Below are 21312 nucleotides of genomic sequence, written 5' to 3'. Positions count from 1 at the left end.
GGTAAATTAAGAAAATCTTACTTTTCTTTCGGGCCCGGGCAGTGTATAATATGTTTGGCTACATTATACCACAGATGGGGAGGAATGAACAGATGAAATTCATCCGCTTGCTGACGGCGGCAATTTTGGCCGTGCTGACGGCTGCATTGACAGCCCTGCCCGCCATGGCGGAGGGCTTCACCTTTAACTGGGACCGGGGGGACGAGATATACGACGGCGGGCTCATAACGGCGGAGACCGACAGCGGCGGGCCCCACTGCAAGTCCCTCTTCATGCTGAACATAGACACGGACACGGTGGTGTATACCCTGAACCCGGACGACCCCCTGCCCATGGCCTCCATGACGAAGATTATGACCTATATAATCGCCTATGAGAATATACCCAACATAGAAAACACGGAGATAACCGTGCCCCAGGCGGTAGCGGACGACCTTGAGGGCTCGGGCAGTTCGCTGGCGGGGGTGCAGGTGGGGGAGAAGCTTACGGGATATCAGCTTTTGAACCTTCTGATGATACCCTCCGGCAACGACGCGGCGGTGACGCTGATGAAGTATGTAGACAGCCAGTATGCCAGCGGCCAGCTTGTGCCCCCGGACGCGCCGGACCCCGAGGACCCGGGGGCGGGGGAGGAGGACGGACAGGCCGTGACAGCCGCCGGGGACTATGTTGTTCCCGAGGGGGGCATGACCGACTACACCGGCATCAGCTATTTTGTGCAGCTGATGAACGAGAAGGCCGAGGAGCTGGGGTGCAAGAACACCCACTTTACAAACCCCCACGGCCTTCATAACGAGAACCACTACACCTCTGCCCGGGACATGGGCAGGATAACCCAGTATGCCATGAAGCTGCCGTATTTTATGGATATAGTGGGGGAACAGGACTATAGCAAGGAGCCCACCAACGTAGACCCGGACGGCACCTGGGTGTCGAACACCAACCGTATGATACTGCCCTTTGAGGACGACTACGGCAATGCCTACTGGTACAGCTACGCCAACGGCATAAAAACCGGGTCCCACGACCAGGCGGGCTACTGCCTGGCGGCCTCGGCCACGACCTTTGGGTACACGTATATAGTTATAGCCATGGGCAATATGGAGGGGTACGAGCGGGGAGTGCACGAGGAGATGCTGGACTGCCGGACACTTTTCAGGTGGGCGTTCACAAGCCTTGGGAAGAAGACCATCGCCTCCCAGGGGGACATAATGAGCTCGGTGAAGCTGGAGTATGCCTATCAGAAGGACGAGCTGCTGCTGGCGGCCAGCGAGAACGTGAGCGTCATGCTGCCGGACAGCGTGGAGCAGAGCTCCATTGTGGTGACGGTGGACAAGCCGGAGAGCGTGCAGGCCCCCATACGCAAGGGGGAGGTTATCGGCACGGCGACCCTGAGCTATGCCAACGAGGTGATAGCCACGGTGCCGGTGGTGGCCACGGAGTCGGTATCGAGGAGCGACCTGATAGCGGGCTGGGAACAGGGAAGAAAGCTGCTCAGCTCCCCGTGGTTCGTGGCCATAATGGCGGCCATCGGGGCCCTGGTGGTGGTCTACCTGATACTGGTGGTCTTCTACCGCAGGAAACAGAAGCAGCTAAAAAGAGTGAAGAAGTTTAGGGACATGTAAACGAAGGGGTCAAGGGGAACGGTGTTCCCCTTGCAGGGTGTGGGGCGGCGCCCCATGACCTTGCCGTAAGGCTAGAAAATAACAAAAGAAAATTAGGACTTTTCCAAAGGAAAAGTCCTAAAACTCTCTTATGTCAGATAGAACACCCGCACTCCTCGCACTCGGGAACATCCCCCACAATAGGCGCGGGGTCGATGCCCTGGCGCTTGTAGTAATCAGAAACCGCCGCCTTTATAGCCTGCTCAGCCAGAACCGAGCAGTGCACCTTTACAGGCGGGAGCCCGTCCAGGGCCTCCATAACAGCCTTGTTGGTAAGCTTCAGGGCTTCGCTGATGGGCTTGCCCTTGATAAGCTCGGTAGCCATGCTGCTGGTAGCTATAGCCGCGCCGCAGCCGAAGGTCATAAAGCTCACGTCGGTGATGGTGTCGCCCTCCACCTTGATGTACATACGCATGATGTCGCCGCACTTGGGGTTGCCCACCTCGCCAACGCCGCTGAAGTCCTTCATCTCGCCCACGTTGCGGGGGTTCGCGAAGTGGTCCATTACCTTTTCACTGTATGCCATAGTTTATCATCCTTTCCTGAGAGTCATCACATATATTTATCGTAGTTTACCTTGCACTGCTGAATAGCGTCCCAAAGGGGCGACATATTCCTAAGCCGCTCTATTATCCCCGGCAGGACCTCCAGAATATAGTCGACGTCCTCCATGGTGTTGTAGTCGCCGAAGCTGAGCCTCAAAGAGCCGTGGGCCACCTCGTGGGGCAGGCCGATGGAGAGGAGCACGTGGCTGGGGTCCAGAGAGCCGCTGGTGCAGGCGGAGCCGGAGGAGCCGCTTATGCCGTGCATATCCAGGAGGAGCAGGAGGCTCTCGCCCTCAACGCCCTGGAAACAGAAGCTGACGTTGCCGGGGAGCCTGTGCTCGCGGCTGCCGTTGAGGCGGGAACGGTCTATCTTCAGCACGCCGTCTATCAGCTTGTCGCGCATGGGGGTCAGGCGGGCCACGCGCTCATCGATGGTCTCGGTGGCGCGCTTGATGGCCGTGGCGAGGCCCACTATCTGGGCCACGTTCTCGGTGCCGGCCCGGCGGCCCCGCTCCTGAGCGCCGCCGTCCATGAAGTTCTCAATAAGCACACCGCTCCTGATGTATAGCGCTCCCACGCCCTTGGGGGCGTGTATCTTGTGGCCGGAGAGGGAGAGCATGTCTATATTTTGCGATTTCACGTCGATGTGCACGTTGCCCACGGCCTGGACCGCGTCGGTGTGGAAGAGTACGCTGCGCTCCTTGCATATGCGGCCCAGCTCCTCAATGGGCTGGAGGGTGCCTATCTCGTTGTTGGCGTACATTATTGTGACCAGCGCGGTATCGTCAGTTATGGCGGCGGAGAGCTCCTCCGGGCGCACAAGGCCGTCCTCATGGACAGGGAGATAGGTGACAGTGAAGCCCTCCTTCTCAAGAGCCTGGCAGGTGTGCAGCACTGCGTGGTGCTCGAAGGCGGAGGTGATTATATGGGCCTTGCCGTGCTTTTTGCGCATTGCCCGGGCCGCGCCCTTTATGGCCCAGTTGTCGCTCTCGCTGCCGCAGGAGGTGAAGTATATCTCGTTTGGCTTTGCGCCGAGACAGGCGGCCACGTCGGCTCTCGCCTGCTCGAGGGGAGCCTTGGCCTGCTGGCCCAGCTCGTAGAGACTGGAGGGGTTGCCGTACACCTCCCTATAGAAGGGGAGCATTGCCGCCAGGACCTCCTCCGATACGGCAGTGGTGGCGGCGTTGTCGGCGTAAACTTTTCTTTTTACCTGCATATTTTTTACATCCTTTCGATGCTGAATTATTAGGGGAGTCTGCCCTTATAGGATAAATATATACCTTTTTAGTATACTTTGTCAAGCCCCTGGGGAAATTTTCTTTTCTTATGGCATAAAGTACGCCGGGAAAGCCTACAATATGGTATCAAGGCGGTCTCCCGGGCTTGACAGGGGACGGCAACTTATAGTACAATAACCAATATATCTTCGGGCGATACGGCGAACGCCGTTTTTTTATACTGCGCGCGGCACGATACACCGGGCGCATACTACATTATATTACAGCAGCCCCCCGGCGGACCGGGAGGCCGTCCGGGTGTGCCCCAGAGTGCGGACAGCCGGCAAATATACTAAGGAGGAAGTTAAGTGACAGAAGTTGAAAAAAAGAATAACAGGCCCCGCAGGAGCCAGACAAAAGAGCTCCCCAGGGTGGGAAAAATATCGGGCCCGCGCCAGAGCGGCGAAAAATCCGCCCCCAAGCCGGCCCCCCAGCGCCGCCAGACCCGGAACGGCCAGGGCGGCGTTCAGACACGTACAAATCAGGGTGGGGCCCAGAACCGCCAAAACCAGGGCGGCCAGACCGGCCGGCAGCGCAGGCCCCAGGGCCGCCAGCAGAGCGCCCAGCAGGAGCGCCAGAACCTTGGGCTGGGCACGGCGCCTATGACCGCGGCGGCCCAGAGGGCCCAGCAGCAGATAGCCGCCAGGGGCGCGGCGGCAGCCCAGCCCAAGCGCGGAAGGGGCCGCCCAAGAAAGTCTCAGAAGCCCCCGGTGAAGGTGTACTTCTTAGGGGGGCTCAACGAGATAGGGAAGAACTTTACCCTCTATGAGTGCCAGGGGGATATGGTCATAGTGGACTGCGGCCTTGCTTTCCCGGACGAGGAGATGCTGGGCGTGGACCTGGTGATACCGGACTTTACTTTTGTAGAGAAGAACCGGGAGAAGATAAGGGGCGTGGTTATAACCCACGGACACGAGGACCATATCGGCGCGGTGCCATACCTTTTAAAGAAGCTCAACGTGCCGGTATACGGCACGGCCCTGACCATAGGGCTTATAGAGAGCAAATTGAAGGAGCACAACCTGACTGCTTCTGCAAAACTGAAGGTGACGCCTCCGGGCAGTCATATAAAGCTTGGATGCTTTGAGGTGGAGTTTATCCATGTGAACCACTCCATCGCCGACTCCGTGGCCCTGGCCCTGCACACCCCGGCGGGGGTGCTGGTGCACACCGGGGACTTCAAGATAGACTGCACCCCCGAGGAGGGGGAGATGATAGACCTCTGCCGCTTTGCGGAACTGGGCAAGGAGGGGGTATTGGCCTTACTCATGGATTCCACCAACGCCGAGCGTCCGGGCTATACCCAGACCGAGCAGACGGTGAACAACTCCCTGGACGCGCTATTCATGCGGGCCGAGGGCAAGCGGATAATTGTCGCCACCTTCGCCTCCAGCATCAGCCGGGTGCAGATGATAATAAACTGCGCGGTGAAATACGGGCGAAAGGTGGCCCTCTCCGGACGCAGCATGGTAAACGTGATGGGCATCGCCAGCGAGCTGGGGTATCTTGACATCCCTGACGGGGTGCTGGTGGACCTGAACCTTATAAACCGCTATGAGCCAGGACAGCTGGTGCTTATAACCACCGGCAGCCAGGGGGAGCCCATGTCGGCCCTGACCCGCATGGCCTTCTCCGACCACAGGCAGGTGGCCATAGGCCCCGGGGACTTTATAATACTGTCCGCCCGGCCAATACCCGGCAACGAGAAGACCGTGGGGGCCGTGGTAGACGAGCTTTTGAAGCAGGGGTGCACGGTGATATACGAGTCCATGTACGAGGTGCACGTGTCCGGCCACGCCTGTCAGGAGGAATTAAAGCTCATACACGGCCTTGTGAAGCCCAGGTTCTTTATTCCCGTGCATGGCGAGCAGAAGCATTTGCAGAAGCACGCGGGTTTAGCAATGGCCATGGGCATGGACCGCAAGGACATCTTTATCGGGGACATCGGCAACGTGCTGGAGCTGCACGAGGACCATATGAAACAGCTGGCGGAGGTGCCCGCGGGCAGCGTCATGGTGGACGGCCTGGGGGTCGGCGACGTGGGCAGCGTGGTCCTCCGGGACCGCAAGCACCTGGCGGAGGACGGACTTATCGTTGCGGTGTGCTCCATCGAGTCCGAGACCGGGCACGTGGCCGCCGGGCCCGATATCGTCTCCAGAGGGTTCGTATACGTGCGGGAGAACGAGCCGCTGATGGAGGAGGCCCGCCGGGTGGTCTATAGGGCCCTTGAGGACTGCGCGAACCACCGGGTGCGGGACTGGAGCGACATGAAGCAGAGCGTTAAAGACGAGCTGTCAAAGTTCCTGTACCGAAAGACCCAGAGAAATCCGATGATACTGCCCATAATCATGGAGGTATAAAGAGAGCGAAAGGTAAAATGTTTCGCGGACTTCATAAAATGAAGTCCCCGCCCTTTTAAAGGTGGCGGGGTTTGGGGCAGAGCCCCAAGAAGGAGCTGAGGTAAGGTGCGCAGAAAAAAAGTATGGGTCACGTCCCCCTTGATGTACCTGATGGCCGCGGCTATGCTGGCCATGGCCATAGCCAGCTATCCCTATAATAGGATCGTGTTCCTTATTGAGATAACCGCCGCTGGGCTCTGCGCCCTTGGCGTAACCGTTTCGGGCGTCTTGTACCGCACCAACGCCGTCACCACCCTGCGGGCCGCGGCAAGGGTGCTTGCGGCCGAGGACCAGGAGGTGCTGGAAAAGTTTGCGCTGCCTGTGGCGGTAGCGGCCCCGGCGGGGGACGTGGTTTGGGTAAACGAGGCCTTTGCGGAGTCGCTGGGCAAGGGCGGGCCCTGCCTTGGGGAGGGCATCTCAAGGTATATTTACCCCAAGACCTTCCGGCAGGTGATGGAGGCCCGGGGCACCGCCGTGGCCTATGGGGGAAGAGAGTACACCGTGTACGGCGCGAAGGCCCGGCACGGGTATATACTCTACTTTGTGGACGACACCTATTTCAAGGCCGTCAACAAGGAATACAGGGACAAACGGCCGGTGGTGTGCATAGCCTCCTTTGACAACCGGGAGGAGATGGCCAGGGACGACGCGGGGGGCGAGGAATCGCGCATCACCGCCGAGGTGGAGGCCGTGCTCAGAAGCTGGGCCATGAAGGAGATGGCCGGGTTCATGCGCCGGGTCTCCAGCGGCCGGTATCTTATCATCACCGACGACGCCCATATCGAGGGGGCAAAGCTGAAGCGTTTCCCGGTGCTGGACAGCGTCAGAGAGGTAAAGAACAGCCGCAATACCATGAGCGCCACGGTCTCCATCGGCGTGGGCCGGGGGGCCTCGGGAGTGGCGGAGAGCGAGCGCTGGGCCAGGCAGGCCATAGATATGGCCCTGGGCCGGGGCGGCGACCAGGTGGCCGTTATGCAGGGGGGCGATACATACGAATTCTTCGGGGGCCTTTCTAAGGGCGTGGAAAAGCGCGACAAGGTGCGCACCCGGGTGATCGCCGCCACCTTGAGCGACCACGTGAAGCAGAGCGACCGGGTGTTCATCATGGGGCACACCAACTCCGACCTGGACGCGGTGGGCGCGGCGGCAGGTATGTGGGCGGTGATATATAAGGGCCTTGAGAAGCCCGCCCATATCGTCATAAACCGTGGGACCACCCTTGCGGGGTCGCTGGTGGAGATGATAGAGGGGAGCTATCCCGAGGAGGGCGTCTTTATCGGCCCCCAGGAGGCTTTGCAGACAATGACGGAGCGCTCGCTGCTTATTGTGGTGGATACCCACGCGGTGAACTATGTGGAGAACCGGGAGGTTCTGGAGAGCGCGAAGCGGGTGGTGGTGATAGACCACCACAGGATGATGGTGACCCATATAAAGAACGCTCTGATATTCTATCATGAGCCCTATGCCAGTTCAGCGTCTGAGATGGTGACGGAGCTGGTGCAGTATATCAAGTCCTCGGCAATAGACCGGGCGGACGCTCAAGCCCTGCTGGCGGGCATAATGCTGGACACCAAGAACTTTGTTTTAAAGACCGGCGTGAGAACCTTTGAGGCCTCGGCGTATCTTAGGCGGCGGGGGGCGGATACGGTGTCGGTGAAGAAGCTGTTTTCCAATACTCTTGACAGCTATAAGCGCAAGGCCCAGCTGGTGTCCGGCGCGGAGATATATAAGGGGTGCGCCATAGCGACCTCAAGCTGGGAGTTCGACGACCTGCGGGTGGCCTCGGCCCAGGCGGCGGACGAGCTTCTGGGCATACAGGGGGTGAAGGCCTCCTTCGTGCTGTATAAGGTGGGCGGGGACGTGAGCATTTCCGCCAGGAGCCTTGGGGACGTGAACGTGCAGCTTATCCTGGAGGAGTTCGGCGGCGGCGGGCACTTTACCATGGCCGGGGCGCAGATTAAGAATGTGTCCATGGGCGAGGCCAGGCGGCGGCTGATAAGGGCGCTGGAGGATAAGCTGGAGGAGACGACGGTGAACTGAGAGGTAATAGTTTATGATACACAACGAGTTTGACCCGGAGCGCAAAGCGATAATCAACCCGGAGGACAGCTTTCACCGGCCGGACGGGGACTTTCCGGAGATATGTGTCGGGATATTCTCAAAGCCAATTATGGAGTGGCTTCTTGAGAAATACGGCGGGACCGAGATAAGCCATTTCGGGTGCTGCATAGGGGCCGTGCCCGTCTATAAGGTGAGCGCTTTTGGTACGGAGGCGGCGGTCTTTATGCCCTTTGTGGGCGGGCCGGGGGCCGCGTCCACCATGGAGGAGAGCATACCCATGGGCGGGAGGTACTATGTGTACTTCGGCGCGGCGGGGGTGCTTCAAAAGGGCATATCCCACGGCAGGCTGCTGTTGCCGACAGCGGCCGTAAGGGACGAGGGGCTTTCCTACCACTACCTGCCGGCGGCGGAGGAGGTGGAGCTTGACCCGAGGGACGTGCAGGCCTGCCGGGAGGCGATGGACGGGCTGGGGGTTTCCTTTGCAGAGGGGAAGACCTGGACCACGGACGCCTTCTACCGGGAGACCAGGGCCAAGACCGCCAGAAGGCGGGAGCAGGGGTGCGTCTCGGTGGAGATGGAGTGCGCGAGCCTTGCGGCGGTGGCGCGGTTCAGAGGGGTGCACTTTGCGGAGTTCTTTTACGCGACCGACACCGTGGACGACGCGGGATGGGACAGCGGGGTCCTGCATGAGAAGGGCGCGGGGCTGGAGGAGGTCTGCTTCAGGGTGGCGGTGGAAACCGGGAAGCGGATGAGAGCGGCGCGAAGCGAGTAATGGGGTCAAGGGGAGCAGGCTCCCCTTGCAGGGTTTGGGACAGAGTCCCAAGGTCTTGCGGCTGAGCGAAGCGAAGAAGCCGCAAATATAATCAAAAAATAATTCCGAAAGGATGATAAAAATGAAAGTAGTATTACTGCAAGACGTAAAATCCATAGGCAAAAAGGGCGAGCTAAAGGAGGTCTCCGACGGCTACGCCAGGAATTTCCTCCTGCCCAGAAAGCTTGCAAAGGAGGCTAACGCCCAGGCTATGAACGAGCTGAAAAACGCCGAGGCGGCCAAGGAGTACAAGATAAAGACCGAGACGGAGCAGGCCAAAAAGAACGCCGAGGCCCTCTCCGGCCGGGCGGTGAAGATATACGCCAAGGCGGGCCAGGGGGGCAAGCTCTTCGGCTCGGTCACGGCCAAGGAGATCTGCGAGGAGATAAAGAAGCAGTACAATATAGACGTGGACAAGCGCAAGGTGGTCCTTGACGGCGACATCAAGTCCTACGGCACCTTCTCCTTTGACATCAAGTTCTATAACGGCGTTACCGCCACAATGAGCGTGGTGGTCTGCGAGCAATAAGCCATGGACTTTGAACCTGAGAGGTATCTTGACACCCAGGCCCAGCCCGGGCTCAGTATGCCCTTTAACCTGGACGCGGAGCAGTCGGTGCTGGGGGCGGTGCTCCTGGACGCGGAGTGCCTGTCGGTGGTGGCGGAGGTGCTGCCAAGGGCGGAATATTTCTACGCGGTAAATAACCAGCTGATCTACGGGGCCATGCTGGAGATGTACACCCTGGGCCAGCCGGTGGACTTTGTCACGGTACTTGAAAAGCTTAGGGAGTCCCCGGACTTCGACCAGGAACAGGGGCGGGTGTACCTGGTGCAGCTGGCCCAGCTGGTGCCGTCGGTCAGCAGCGTGGAGACCTATGCCAGGATAGTCCGGGACAAGTACGAGATACGCACCCTTATGCAGGCGGTGCGGGGTATACTTGAGGAGGCCAGCGCCGGCACGGAGGAGTCCTCGCTGCTGCTGGACTCGGCGGAGCAGCGGATATACGAGATACGCCAGGGCAAGCAGGTGGAGGGCTTAAAGCCCATCAGGGAGATACTGCTGGAGACCTATGACAGGCTGGACCTTTTAAACTCTCCGGACAGGGACAAGTATAGGGGCATACCCACCGGCATAGGCTTACTGGACAGCACCATAACCGGGCTCAACCGCTCGGACCTTATAGTGCTGGCGGCCCGGCCCGGCGTTGGCAAGACCAGCTTTGGGCTGAACATCGCCCGGCACGCCTCGGTGGTGTCAAAGCGGCGGGTGGCGTTCTTCTCCCTGGAGATGTCCAGGGAGCAGCTGGCTTCGAGATTATTGTCCACCGAAGCGTCGGTGGAGGGCACGAAGCTCAGAAGCGGGGACCTTAACGACGACGAGTGGACCCGGATAATAGAGGCGGGGGATATTTTGGGCAAGGCGGAGCTGTACTTTGACGACGCCCCGGGCATAACCGTGCCCCAGATGAAGGCCAAGGTCCGGCGCTTAAAAAATGTGGACCTGGTGATAGTGGACTATCTACAGCTGATGTCCGGAGGAAAAAAGACCGATAACCGCGTAAACGAGATAAGCGACATAACTCGGAACCTGAAGATAATGGCGAAGGAGCTGGACGTGCCGGTCATCGCCATGTCCCAGCTCCGCCGGCCCACGGAACGCTCCAAGGACCACCGGCCCGGGCTCTCGGAGCTTCGAGACTCGGGCTCTATAGAGCAGGACGCGGACATAGTTATCTTCCTGCACCGGGAGGCCTATAACGCCGCCAGCGAGGGCGGGGAGGTCACCGAGGACATGGATACCAGCGCGGCCCAGATAATCGTGGCGAAGAACCGCCACGGGGCCACCATCGACATCGACGTGCACTGGCAGGCGGAGTATATGCGCTTCACCTCCAGGGAGGTGGTTCGGTATGAGTAAGTCCCTTGAGGGCCAGCAGCTGGAGCTGCTGAAGCTGCCGGAGCTTCCGGATAATGGGCTCCTGGTGGTGGGCTTCTCCGGCGGGGCGGACTCCACGGCCCTTGCCCACTGGCTTATGGGCCGGGTACAAAGAGAGCGCGTATTACTGGCCCATGTGAACCATATGCTCAGAGGCAGCGAGGCCGACAGGGACCAGGCGGCGGCGGAGGCTTTCGCCCGGGAGCAGGGGCTTAAAATAGAGGTTCTGCGGGTAGACGTGGGCAAATTGGCCCGGGAGCGGGGCATGGGCACAGAGGAGTGCGGCCGGGAGGTAAGGTATGGGTTCTTCCACCGGCTTGCCCCAGGGGATAACGACCGCATATTGACCGCCCACAATGCCGACGACAACGCCGAAACCATGATTTTGAACCTCTGCCGGGGGGCTGGCCTTGAGGGGCTATGCGGCATCCCCCGGCAGAGGGGGAGGGTACTGCGGCCCCTCTTGGGGGTTAGCCGGAAGAAAATAGAAGAATACTGCCGGGAGAACGGCCTTAGATATGTTACGGACAGCTCGAATTTGACCGACGGCTATACACGAAATAAGCTGCGCCACCAGGTGCTGCCGGTATTAAAGGGGCTCAACCCCCGCTTTATACAGGCGGCGGCGGGTACGGCGGAGCTGCTTGCAAGGGACCGGGACTGCCTTATGGGGCAGGCCGAAGCCCTTTTGGAGGGGGCAAGGGGCCTGTGGGGCCTTGAGACGAAGGCGCTGATTAGAGAGGAAAAGAGCGTAAGGAGCCGGGCGGTGAAGCTCTTTTTAGAGCGCTCCGGCGGCGTAAATCTGGAGCGAAAGCATATTGAGGAGGCCCTTGAGATATTGGAGCGGGGCGGCGGCGCCGACCTCCCCGGGGTGCGGGTAAGCTGTGCCCAGGGAGTGCTCTGGGCGGGTGATAAAGCCGGGTGCGGGCCCTTTGAGGTGCCCGCAAAACTGGGCAGGAATCCCATACCCGGAGGAAAATGCGTGATCATAAGTGAGAAAATCCCGGGAAAAGCAGAAAATCCGGGAAAAATTCAAAATTTGTTATTCAAAAATGAGTTGGACTATGATATAATGACAGGACCGGCAGCTTCATTGCCCGGGGGTCTGGCGCTTCGCAGCCGCCGCCCGGGGGACCGATTCGCGCCCGCAGGCCGGGAGGTCACAAAGCCCATAAAGCAGGTGTTCCAGGAGCTGCGTGTGCCGGGGCCCATAAGAGACAGTCTTCCCCTTTTGGTATGCGGCGGCGAGATAGTCTGGTGCCCGGGGGCGGGGGCCTCCGAGCGCTTTAAGGTAACAGAGAGGACAAAAAGGGTTTTAGTTGTGGAAATCGAGGATGGGAAGGGGTAAAAGAGGATGAAGGAAAAGAGTATGCTGGACGATATCCAGCGGGAGCTTTTCACAAAGGAGGAGCTGGCGGCCATCGTCTCGAGGATAGGCCGGGAGATAAGCTGGGACTATAGGGGGAAGAACCTTCTGATGGTCAGCGTCCTGAAGGGCTCTGTGGTGTTCATGGCCGACCTTATGCGGGCGGTGACGGAGCCCCTGAGCATTGATTTTATGGTGGTATCCAGCTACGGCAAGGGGGTAAAGACCTCCGGTGTGGTGAAGATAGTGCTGGACCTGAATATCCCCTTGGAGGAGTATGACCTTTTGATAGTGGAGGATATTCTTGACAGCGGCAAGACCCTGAGCTATCTTCGGGAGGTCCTGGAGGCCAGGAACCCAAAGAGCATAAGGATATGCACACTGTTCGACAAGCCCGAGCGCCGGGAGGCCGACGTGACCCCGGACTATGTGGGCGCAAGGATACCCGACGCGTTTATCGTGGGGTATGGGCTCGATTACGCGGGAAAATACCGCAACCTGCCGTTTGTGGGCGTTTTAAAGCCCGAGATATATGAATAAAGAACGGCCGGGCGGGATAACTTATAGATGACTTAGGAGGGCAAATCTTTGGACGGCAACAATGGCAAGAAGCTTCGGAACCTGCTGCTTTATATCGGAATACCGGTGGTGGTGCTGTTTATCATCATCTTCCTTTTCAGCAACAGGTCGCCCCAGGGCGCGACGTATAAGTATTCGGACATACTGGACTTTTTCGAGACCGGGCGGGTGACGGAGTATTCACTGAACCTGGGCACCGGCGAGATGGTGCTGAAGCTGGACGACAGCAACAACACCGCCGTGGGCTTTGTGATGCCCAGCGTGGACCTGTTTTACCGGGACGCGGGGGAGTATATAGACAAGTATAACGAAGAGCACCCGGACAAGAAGATGGTCCAGGACGTGACCCGTCCGGCGGAGACCAGCTGGCTTATAAGCCTGCTGCCCACGCTTATACTTTTCGGCGGGCTTATCTTCTTCTGGATATTTATGATGCGCCATTTGGGCGGGGCCGCCGGGGGCGACAAGCAGATGAACTTCGGCAAGGCGAAGATAAAGCAGCTGACCGACGAGAAGCGCAAGACCACCTTTGCGGATGTGGCCGGGGCCGACGAGGAAAAGGAGGAGCTTCGGGAGATAGTGGAGTTTTTAAGGAACCCCGGGCGCTATAACTCCCTTGGGGCCAGGATACCAAAGGGTGTGCTGCTGGTGGGCCCTCCCGGCACAGGCAAGACGCTTCTTGCAAGGGCCGTGGCCGGGGAGGCGGGGGTGCCCTTCTTCTCCATATCCGGCTCCGACTTTGTGGAGATGTTCGTGGGCGTGGGTGCTTCGCGCGTGCGGGATTTGTTTGACAAGGCCAAGAAGAACCACCCCTGCATAATCTTCATCGACGAGATAGACGCGGTGGGCCGCCAGCGCGGCGCGGGCCTCGGCGGCGGGCATGACGAACGAGAGCAGACCTTAAACCAGCTGTTAGTTGAGATGGACGGCTTCGGGGCCAACGAGGGCGTTATCATGATAGCGGCCACCAACCGGCCTGACATCCTGGACCCGGCCTTAATGCGCCCCGGGCGCTTTGACCGGCAGGTGACGGTGGGCTATCCCGACATAAAGGGCCGGGAGGAGATACTGCGGGTCCACGCCAAGGGCAAGCCTTTGGCCCCGGACGTGGAGCTGTCCACCATCGCCAAGTCCTCGGCGGGCTTTACCGGGGCTGATTTGGAGAACCTGCTGAATGAGGCGGCGCTGCTGGCGGCCAGGAAGAACCTCAAGGCCATCACCATGGTGGAGATAGAAGAAGCCACCATCAAGGTGGTGGTGGGCACGGAGAAGAAGAGCCGGGTTATGAGCGACAAGGAGAAGAAGCTGACGGCCTATCACGAGGCGGGCCACGCCATCACCAGCTTCTACTGCAAGACCCAGGACCCGGTGCACCAGATATCCATTATACCCCGGGGCATGGCCGGGGGCTATACCATGCACCTGCCCACGGAGGACCGCTCCTATAGGTCCCGCAACGAGATGCGGGAGGAGCTGGTGGTGCTCCTTGGCGGGCGGGTGGCCGAGGCGCTGGTGCTGGACGACATCTCCACCGGGGCCAGCAACGATATCGAGCGGGCCACGAAGATAGCGAGGGCCATGGTCACAAAGTACGGCATGAGCGAGAAGCTGGGGCCGATAACTTACGGCACGGACGACTCCAACCCCTTCCTTGGCAAGGAGATGGGGCATATCAGTAACTACTCCGAGCAGACCGCCTCTGAGATAGACGAGGAGATACAGGCCATCATGTCCACGGCCTATGAGCGGACCAGGGAGATACTGGAGGAGCATATGGAGGAGCTGCATAGGCTGGCCGGGGTGCTGTATGAGCGGGAGAAGCTGGACGAGAGCGAATTCCGCGAGGTTATGGGCGGAGAGCTGCTGCCCAAGCCCGAGACCCTGCCGGCGCTGGAGGCTGTCGGCACAGAGCCGGAGCCCAAGGCGGAGCTGCCGGAGGAGGCCGGCGAAATGCCCGAGGAGAGCGGCGCGAAGCGGGAGGAGGTCCAGGAGTCTTGACTCCTGGCAGGGTGTGGGGCGGAGCCCCACGACCTTGCAGAGCGAAGCAAAGGAGAAAAAAGGACCTGCCGTGGCTACATGGCAGGGCCTTTCTTGTGAAAGAGGGAGGAGTATTCCATGCCAAAAAAACCGGTATACGACAACGAAAGCATCCAGAGCCTGAAGGGCGCGGACAGGGTGAGGCTGCGGCCGGCAGTGATATTCGGCTCTGACGGCATAGACGGATGCCAGCACTCGGTGTTCGAGATACTGTCAAACTCCATCGACGAGGCGCGGCAGGGCTACGGCAGCGAGATAACCGTCACCAGATATCTTGACAAGTCCGTGCGGGTGGAGGACCACGGGCGGGGGTGCCCGGTGGACTATAACAGGAAGGAGGAGCGGTATAACTGGGAGCTGGTGTTCTGCGAGCTGTACGCCGGGGGAAAGTACAATAATGACTCCGGGGAGAACTATGAGTATTCCCTGGGGCTCAACGGCCTGGGCCTGTGCTCCACCCAATACGCGTCGGAGTTTATGGACGTACAGGTGCGCCGGGACGGGTATAAGTACACCCTTCACTTTGAACACGGCGAAAACGTAGGTGGGCTCGGGAAGGAGCCGTATAAGAAGAAGGACACCGGCTCCGTTTTCCACTGGAAACCCGATTTGCAGGTGTTCACGGACATAGACATCAGCGCGGAGTATTATATGGACGTGCTCAAGCGGCAGGCGGTGGTGAACGCCGGGGTCACCTTCCATTTTTTGAATGAGACCGAACCCGGGAGGTTTGAGCAGACCGACTTCTGCTATGAGAACGGCATACTGGACCACGCAAGGGAGCTTGCCGGTGAGGACAGCCTTACCGCCGTGCAGCTCTGGCAGAGCGAGAAGCGGGTTAAGGACCGGGCGGATATGCCGGAGTATAACTGTCGGATAAATGTGGCGGCGGCCTTCTCCAACCGGGTGCACGTGGCGGAATACTACCACAACTCCAGCTGGCTGGAGCACGGCGGCGCGCCGGATAAGGCCGTCAGGAGCGCGTTCGTGGGGCAGATAGACGCGTATTTAAAGCAGAACAGCCGCTACACCAAGGGCGAGGGGAAGATAACCTTCCAGGACGTGGAGGACTGCCTGGTGATAGTCATTTCCTCCTTCTCCACTCAGACCTCCTATGAGAACCAGACCAAGAAGGCCATCACCAACAAGGGCATCCAGGAGGCCATGACCGAGATGCTCCGGCACAGCCTTGAGGTCTACTTCATTGAGAATCCCATGGACGCGGACAAGATAGCCGGGCAGGTGCTGATAAACAAGCGCAGCCGGGAGGACGCGGAGAAGACGCGTCTCAACCTAAAGACCAAGCTTACCGGCAAGATGGACATGGCCAATAGGGTCCAGAAGTTCGTGGACTGCCGCAGTAAGGACGTGAACGAGCGGGAGCTGTTTATCGTGGAGGGCGACTCGGCCCTGGGCTCGGTGAAGCAGGCAAGGGACGCGGGATTCCAGGCGGTGATGCCCATAAGGGGCAAGATTCTGAACTGCCTAAAGGCGGACTATGACAGGATATTCAAAAGCGAGATAATCACCGACCTTATCAGAGTCCTGGGCTGCGGGGTGCAGGTGAAGACCAGGGCCAACAAGAATCTGGGGGTCTTCGACATCAACAACCTGCGCTGGAGCAAGGTGATCTTCTGCACCGACGCGGACGTGGACGGTTTCCAGATAAGGGTGCTGCTGCTGACCATGGTCTACAGGCTGGCCCCGGCCCTTATCGAGGAGGGAAAGGTGTATATCGCGGAGAGCCCGCTGTATGAGATAACCTCCAAGGAGGAGACGTATTTTGCCTATAACGAGCAGGAGAAAGCCGAGTTTTTGAAGAAGCTGGAGGGGAAAAAGTACACCATACAGCGCTCAAAGGGCCTTGGCGAGAACGAGCCGGAGATGATGAGCCTGACCACCATGGACCCCAAAACCCGGCGGCTGATAAAGGTGAATCCCGGGGACGCGGAGGAGGCCGCCAGGATGTTCGAGATAATGCAGGGCAACGACCTGGACGGGCGCAAGGAGTATATCGCGGAGCATGGGAACGAGTATACGGAAGAACTGGATGTGAGCTGATGGACAAAAACGAAAAATGGCTCCAGTGGGCCGTAAAGCTCCAGAGCATCGCTCAGGCGGGGCTGTATTACGGCAAAGACAAGTTCGATCTGGAGCGGTACGAACAGATAAGGGACATTGCCGCCGAGATGATAAGCTATAAGTCGGAGATACCGGTGGAGAAGGTGAAGGACCTTTTCTGCAATGAGATAGGCTATCAGACCCCCAAGCTGGACACCCGGGCGGCTGTCTTTAAGGAGGACAGGATACTCCTGGTCCGGGAGAGCGATGGGCGCTGGTCCCTGCCCGGGGGCTGGGTGGACGCGGGGCTGTCCGTCAAGGAGAATGCTGAGAAGGAGGTCCTGGAGGAGGCGGGGCTTACGGTCGCCGCCCGCAGGATAATCGCAGTGCAGGACAGAGACAAGCATAACCTGCCGGTGTATGCCTATAAGGTGTGCAAGGTGTTCGTGGAGTGCGAATATCTGAGCGGGGAGTTTGCGCCAAACCTTGAGACCATAGCCAGCGGGTACTTTGGCATGGACGAGCTGCCGGAGCTTGCCACCGAGAAGAACAACGAAGAGCAGGTGCGTATGTGCTTTGGGGCCCGGGGCGTGGAGCACTGGGAGACGGTGTTTGACTAGGGGGGGCAGTATGGGAGACGCCGTGATATTTGAAACGAGACAGGATTTCCGAGCCTGGCTTAGTGAAAACTGCCGCACCCACCAAGGGGTAGGGCTCCTTTTCGGCAAGGCCGGGGTGTGTGCCGGGTGATAAATACTTACTTTCGGGGTATGAGCAACGAGGAGTTTTTCCATTATTTAATGGGAAACTGCGGCCTTGAAGAATACGAGTTATAATGTAGGTGATAAATATGCCAAGAAAAGAGAAAAAGCCCCCCAAGAAGACCGGCAAGGCCCAGGGCTATATTGCCGGGGCGGGGGAGATAGTGGAGCAGGACGTGGGGGACACCCTCAGAAAGAACTATATGCCCTACGCCATGAGCGTCATTTTGAGCCGGGCCCTGCCGGAGATAGACGGGTTAAAGCCCTCACAGCGAAAGCTCCTCTATACCATGTACAAGATGGGGCTTTTGACCGGGGCGCGGACGAAAAGCGCCAATATCGTGGGCCAGACCATGAAGCTGAATCCCCACGGGGACGCGGCCATATACGACACCATGGTACGCCTTTCCCGGGGCTATGAGGCCCTTTTGCACCCGTATGTGGACAGCAAGGGCAACTTCGGCAAGGCGTACTCAAGGGACATGGCCTGGGCCGCGCCCAGGTATACCGAGGCGAAGCTGGACGGTATCTGCAAGGAGTTCTTCAATGACATCGACCGGGACACGGTGGACTTCGCGGACAACTACGACAGCACCATGAAGGAGCCCCTGCTGCTGCCCGCCAGCTTTCCCACCATCCTCACGAACCCCAGCACCGGCATCGCCGTGGGCATGGCCTGCAATATCTGCTCCTTTAATTTAGCGGAGGTATGCCGGACCACCATAGCCCTTATGCGGGACCCGGAGACAGACCTGTTCGAGACCCTTCTGGCCCCGGATTTCCCCGGGGGCGGCCAGCTTATCTTCGATAGGGCCCAGATGGAGAGGATATACGGCACCGGCCGGGGGAGCTTTCGGGTGCGCAGCAAGTGGGGGTATGACAAGAGCGCCAACTGCATAGACGTGACCCAGATACCGCCCTCCACCAATGTGGAGGTGATTGTGGAGAAGATAATCGAGCTTGCAAAGGGCAGCAAGCTAAAGGAGGTGGCGGACGTCCGGGACGAGACAGACTTGACCGGCATGAAGATAACCATCGATCTCAAGCGCGGCGTGGACCCGGAAAAGCTCATGCAGAAGCTCTTTAAGCTGACCACCCTTGAGGACAGCTTTGCCTGCAACTTCAATGTGCTGGTGGCCGGGGTGCCCAGGGTCATGGGCGTGCGGGAGCTTCTGGAGGAGTGGACGGCCTTCCGCATAGAGTGCGTCAGAAGGCGCACGTACTTCGACCTTACGAAGAAGCAGGAGAAGCTGCACCTTCTCAAGGGCCTTGCGGCAATACTCCTTGACATCGACAAGGCCATTAAAATTGTCCGGGAGACCGACGAGGAGGCCGAGGTAGTCCCCAACCTGATGATAGGCTTCGGCATAGACGAGGTCCAGGCGGAGTTTGTGGCGGAGATACGCCTTAGGCACCTGAACCGGGAGTATATTTTAAAGCGCACCGAGGAGACCGGGCAGCTTGAGAAGGACATCAAGGAGCTTGAGGGTATACTGGGCTCCAAGGCAAAGATACAGAACGTCATCATAAAGGAGCTGGAGGCCGTCATAAAAACCTACGGCCAGCCCCGCAAGACCATCCTGCTCTATGCCGGAGAGATAGAGGAGGCCGTTATCACCGAGGAGGTCCCGGATTATCCCGTCAACCTGTTCTTCACTAGGGAGGGCTACTTCAAGAAGATAACCCCCCAGTCCCTCAGAATGAGCGGCGAGCAGAAGCTGAAGGAGGGGGACGAGCTCAGCCAGCAGCTGGAGGGCCAGAACGTGGGGGAGCTCCTGTTCTTCTCGGACAAATGCCAGGTGTATAAGGCCCGGGCCTTTGACTTTGACGACAGCAAGGCCAGCGTCCTGGGGGACTATATCCCAGCGAAGCTCCAGATGGACGAGGGGGAGCGGGCCGTTTACATGGCCTATACCACGGACTTTTCGGGGTATATGTTCTTTGTGTTCGAGAACGGCAAGGCGGCGAAGGTGGATATGAGCGCGTACCAGACCAAGACCAACCGCAAGAAGCTCATAAGCGCCTACAGCGACAAGTCGCCGGTAGTGGCTGTGATACAGCTGCCGGAGGACGGCCTGGTGCTGCTGACCGCCAGCACAGGAAAGCTCCTGCTGTTTCATACCGGGCAGATAGCCAGTAAGACCACCAAGAACACCCAGGGGGTCCAGGCCATGAACCTGAAGAAGGGCCAGCGGGTGATATCGGCGCAGCCCTATCAGGAGGGGTCCTTGAAGAACGAGGGACGGTACAAAAAGAAGCTCCCGGCGGCCGGGTCCCTCCCCAGCGAGGAGGAGGCCGGGGAGCAGATGAAGCTCTAATTTGCTAAAGTGCCATGTTCGTCCTTTTGTAGAATATAGAGCTGCTCTTCCAGGCCAGTCTCAGCGTTCACATAGCTCAAAACCTCCTGTCCGTCGGCGGCGGTACAGTGGAGCTCCCAGCAGAGCAGCTCCTCAAGTCCCGGCGTAGGCACTATGGCCATCCGCCCGCTCTCCACACGGAGCAGGGGGTTGACGGCGTTTTTAACTTCGTCAAGGGAGACCTTGGGCGCGGGAACGCTGCGGGTGTGGTTATTCATCACATAACCTGTAGCGTCGAACTCTATGGTCCCGCCCTGCTCCAGCTCCACGGTGACCTTCATAAGGTCCGGGTAGCAAATCACCGTCTGGCCGTCCACAGTCTTGAGGGAGCCGTGAAAGTTGAAGCCTGCCATATTGTCGTTTATAAGAAAGTAGCTCAGTTCCATGGGGTCGTAGCCCAGCCCGGAGAGGTATTCCTCCGCCGCCCGGCGGGCCTGGTCAATAGTGAACTTGGCGGCGGAGACGCCCCCGGCCTTTTTAAAGTACACGGGCCGGCCGCCCTGGCGGGTAATATTCACTATGGAGTCCTCTGTGGTAAAGGAGTACACCGGCAGGTTCCCGCCGCCCTCGCCGGTGAAGCCTAGAGAGTCCTCGGAACAATTTAAAAACTTCGCTGCCTCGGCACGCGCCTGTTCCGGGGTAACGCCCTCTGAGCCCGCGAGGGACAGGGGCTCCCGGCGGCTGATATGGTCGGAGAAGGGGCCGTCGTACAACAGGGCCGGAAAGGTGGAGAACTCCTCGGAAACCTCATCGAAGTCGTTGTCCAGCACGGCAAGGTTATCTATCTCGTCCAGGTTGTTCAGCAGGTGGACGTTCTGCACGAGGCTGTCCCCTTCGGCGGTGAGCCGGGCCTGGAGCCCTGTAAGGGCCTCGGTGAGCTTGCCGGCGTATTCCCGCAGCATTTTAAGGTTCTCAAGGTCAGCGCTGTCCGGCTGAGCCCCGGAGAAGGTCTTGCGGGAGAGGGCCATGGCATAGTCCCCGGCCTGGGACAGGAAACGGTTGAAACGGTCGGACTTCTCCCCCGAGAAGGGCAGAGCCGCCATGGCGGACTTGGCCCCGCCGGCCTGCTCCAGAAGCTGTGCCGACAGGGCACTGCGGGTGGCGGGGGAGCCGGCATACATAGATTTATGGAGGGTGTCGCCCATGCCGGACACATAGTCCGTAAGGTCCCCCAGGGCCCGAAGGTACACGTACTCCAGCTGTGTCCGGGCCGAGCGGAGCGAGAGCTGAGCGTCCAGCCAGAAGCCCCCCAGCAGCACCGGCAGGGCAAGGGCGAAGGTTATCAGACGGACTTTTGCGCGGGTCTTCATATATGGTCACTTCCTAAGGCTTTTTCACATTATTTTCCCTTTGAAAGGGAAAAATAATGCGGAAGAGCAATTTTTTTTGACTGGAAATATCTTCTGTGTTATAATGTACGCAAAGCGTACCTTCGGAGTTTCCCTCTCGCTCGAAGAG

General features: G+C 59.1%; 15 protein-coding genes. 12 read left to right on the top strand and 3 right to left on the bottom strand.

The window, feature by feature from the left end:
• Window positions 1–92: 92 nt before the first annotated feature.
• A complete protein-coding gene (locus ADH66_RS17770) occupies window positions 93–1625 on the top strand; it encodes a D-alanyl-D-alanine carboxypeptidase family protein (protein WP_066538060.1) in 1533 nt (510 codons plus the stop codon).
• Window positions 1626–1758: 133 nt separating this feature from the next.
• Here ADH66_RS17770 and nifU read toward each other — a convergent pair whose 3' ends face one another.
• Both nifU and nifS read right to left on the bottom strand, forming a co-directional pair.
• Window positions 1759–2190, bottom strand: coding sequence for a Fe-S cluster assembly scaffold protein NifU (nifU, locus tag ADH66_RS17765; RefSeq protein ID WP_066538062.1), 432 nt, complete (start codon window positions 2188–2190; stop codon window positions 1759–1761).
• A gap of 26 nt (window positions 2191–2216) precedes the next feature.
• Entirely contained in the window at window positions 2217–3425 is a 1209-nt protein-coding gene (nifS, locus tag ADH66_RS17760) for a cysteine desulfurase NifS (RefSeq protein WP_066538064.1), read from the bottom strand.
• A gap of 369 nt (window positions 3426–3794) precedes the next feature.
• Here nifS and ADH66_RS17755 point away from each other — a divergent pair, with 369 nt between their 5' ends.
• From ADH66_RS17755 to ADH66_RS17705, 11 genes are all read left to right on the top strand, one after another.
• Window positions 3795–5846, top strand: coding sequence for a ribonuclease J (locus tag ADH66_RS17755; RefSeq protein ID WP_407922902.1), 2052 nt, complete (start codon window positions 3795–3797; stop codon window positions 5844–5846).
• A gap of 105 nt (window positions 5847–5951) precedes the next feature.
• Window positions 5952–7925, top strand: coding sequence for a DHH family phosphoesterase (locus ADH66_RS21405; RefSeq protein WP_261340886.1), 1974 nt, complete (start codon window positions 5952–5954; stop codon window positions 7923–7925).
• Between the two features lie 13 nt (window positions 7926–7938).
• A complete protein-coding gene (locus ADH66_RS17745) occupies window positions 7939–8718 on the top strand; it encodes a nucleoside phosphorylase (protein ID WP_066538066.1) in 780 nt (259 codons plus the stop codon).
• A 121-nt stretch (window positions 8719–8839) separates the two neighbouring features.
• Window positions 8840–9286: a 50S ribosomal protein L9 gene (gene rplI / locus ADH66_RS17740; protein WP_066538069.1), complete on the top strand. Its 447-nt coding sequence runs from the start codon at window positions 8840–8842 to the stop codon at window positions 9284–9286.
• A 3-nt stretch (window positions 9287–9289) separates the two neighbouring features.
• Window positions 9290–10675, top strand: a complete 1386-nt coding sequence (gene dnaB / locus ADH66_RS17735; protein WP_066538072.1) for a replicative DNA helicase — start codon at window positions 9290–9292, stop codon at window positions 10673–10675.
• On the top strand, window positions 10668–12041 hold the full coding sequence (gene tilS, locus ADH66_RS17730) for a tRNA lysidine(34) synthetase TilS (protein ID WP_084384378.1): 1374 nt from the start codon (window positions 10668–10670) through the stop codon (window positions 12039–12041). The genes dnaB and tilS overlap by 8 nt, the downstream gene beginning before the upstream one ends.
• 6 nt (window positions 12042–12047) lie before the next feature.
• A complete protein-coding gene (hpt, locus tag ADH66_RS17725) occupies window positions 12048–12599 on the top strand; it encodes a hypoxanthine phosphoribosyltransferase (RefSeq protein ID WP_236757112.1) in 552 nt (183 codons plus the stop codon).
• A gap of 48 nt (window positions 12600–12647) precedes the next feature.
• The gene (gene ftsH / locus ADH66_RS17720; RefSeq protein WP_066538074.1) at window positions 12648–14636 is read left to right on the top strand and encodes an ATP-dependent zinc metalloprotease FtsH; all 1989 of its coding nucleotides are present in this window, start codon (window positions 12648–12650) and stop codon (window positions 14634–14636) included.
• Window positions 14637–14753: 117 nt separating this feature from the next.
• Window positions 14754–16736, top strand: coding sequence for a DNA gyrase/topoisomerase IV subunit B (locus ADH66_RS17715; RefSeq protein ID WP_066538076.1), 1983 nt, complete (start codon window positions 14754–14756; stop codon window positions 16734–16736).
• Complete coding sequence (locus ADH66_RS17710) at window positions 16736–17356, top strand: NUDIX hydrolase N-terminal domain-containing protein (protein ID WP_066538079.1); 621 nt, start codon at window positions 16736–16738, stop codon at window positions 17354–17356. Before ADH66_RS17715 ends, ADH66_RS17710 begins: the two co-directional genes overlap by 1 nt.
• A 230-nt stretch (window positions 17357–17586) precedes the next feature.
• Window positions 17587–19815, top strand: coding sequence for a DNA gyrase/topoisomerase IV subunit A (locus ADH66_RS17705; protein ID WP_066538082.1), 2229 nt, complete (start codon window positions 17587–17589; stop codon window positions 19813–19815).
• On the opposite strand, the gene ADH66_RS17700 is transcribed toward ADH66_RS17705, so the two are convergent.
• Entirely contained in the window at window positions 19812–21164 is a 1353-nt protein-coding gene (locus tag ADH66_RS17700; RefSeq protein WP_066538085.1) for a PepSY1/2 domain-containing protein, read from the bottom strand. The two genes, ADH66_RS17705 and ADH66_RS17700, sit on opposite strands and share 4 nt — an antisense overlap.
• Between the last annotated feature and the right edge of the window lie 148 nt (window positions 21165–21312).

It is taken from the genome of Acutalibacter muris (assembly GCF_002201475.1).
GTDB lineage: Bacteria > Bacillota > Clostridia > Oscillospirales > Acutalibacteraceae > Acutalibacter > Acutalibacter muris.
Note: the sequence above shows the minus strand (reverse complement) of the source record. Positions and strands in the feature narration are given on the sequence as shown.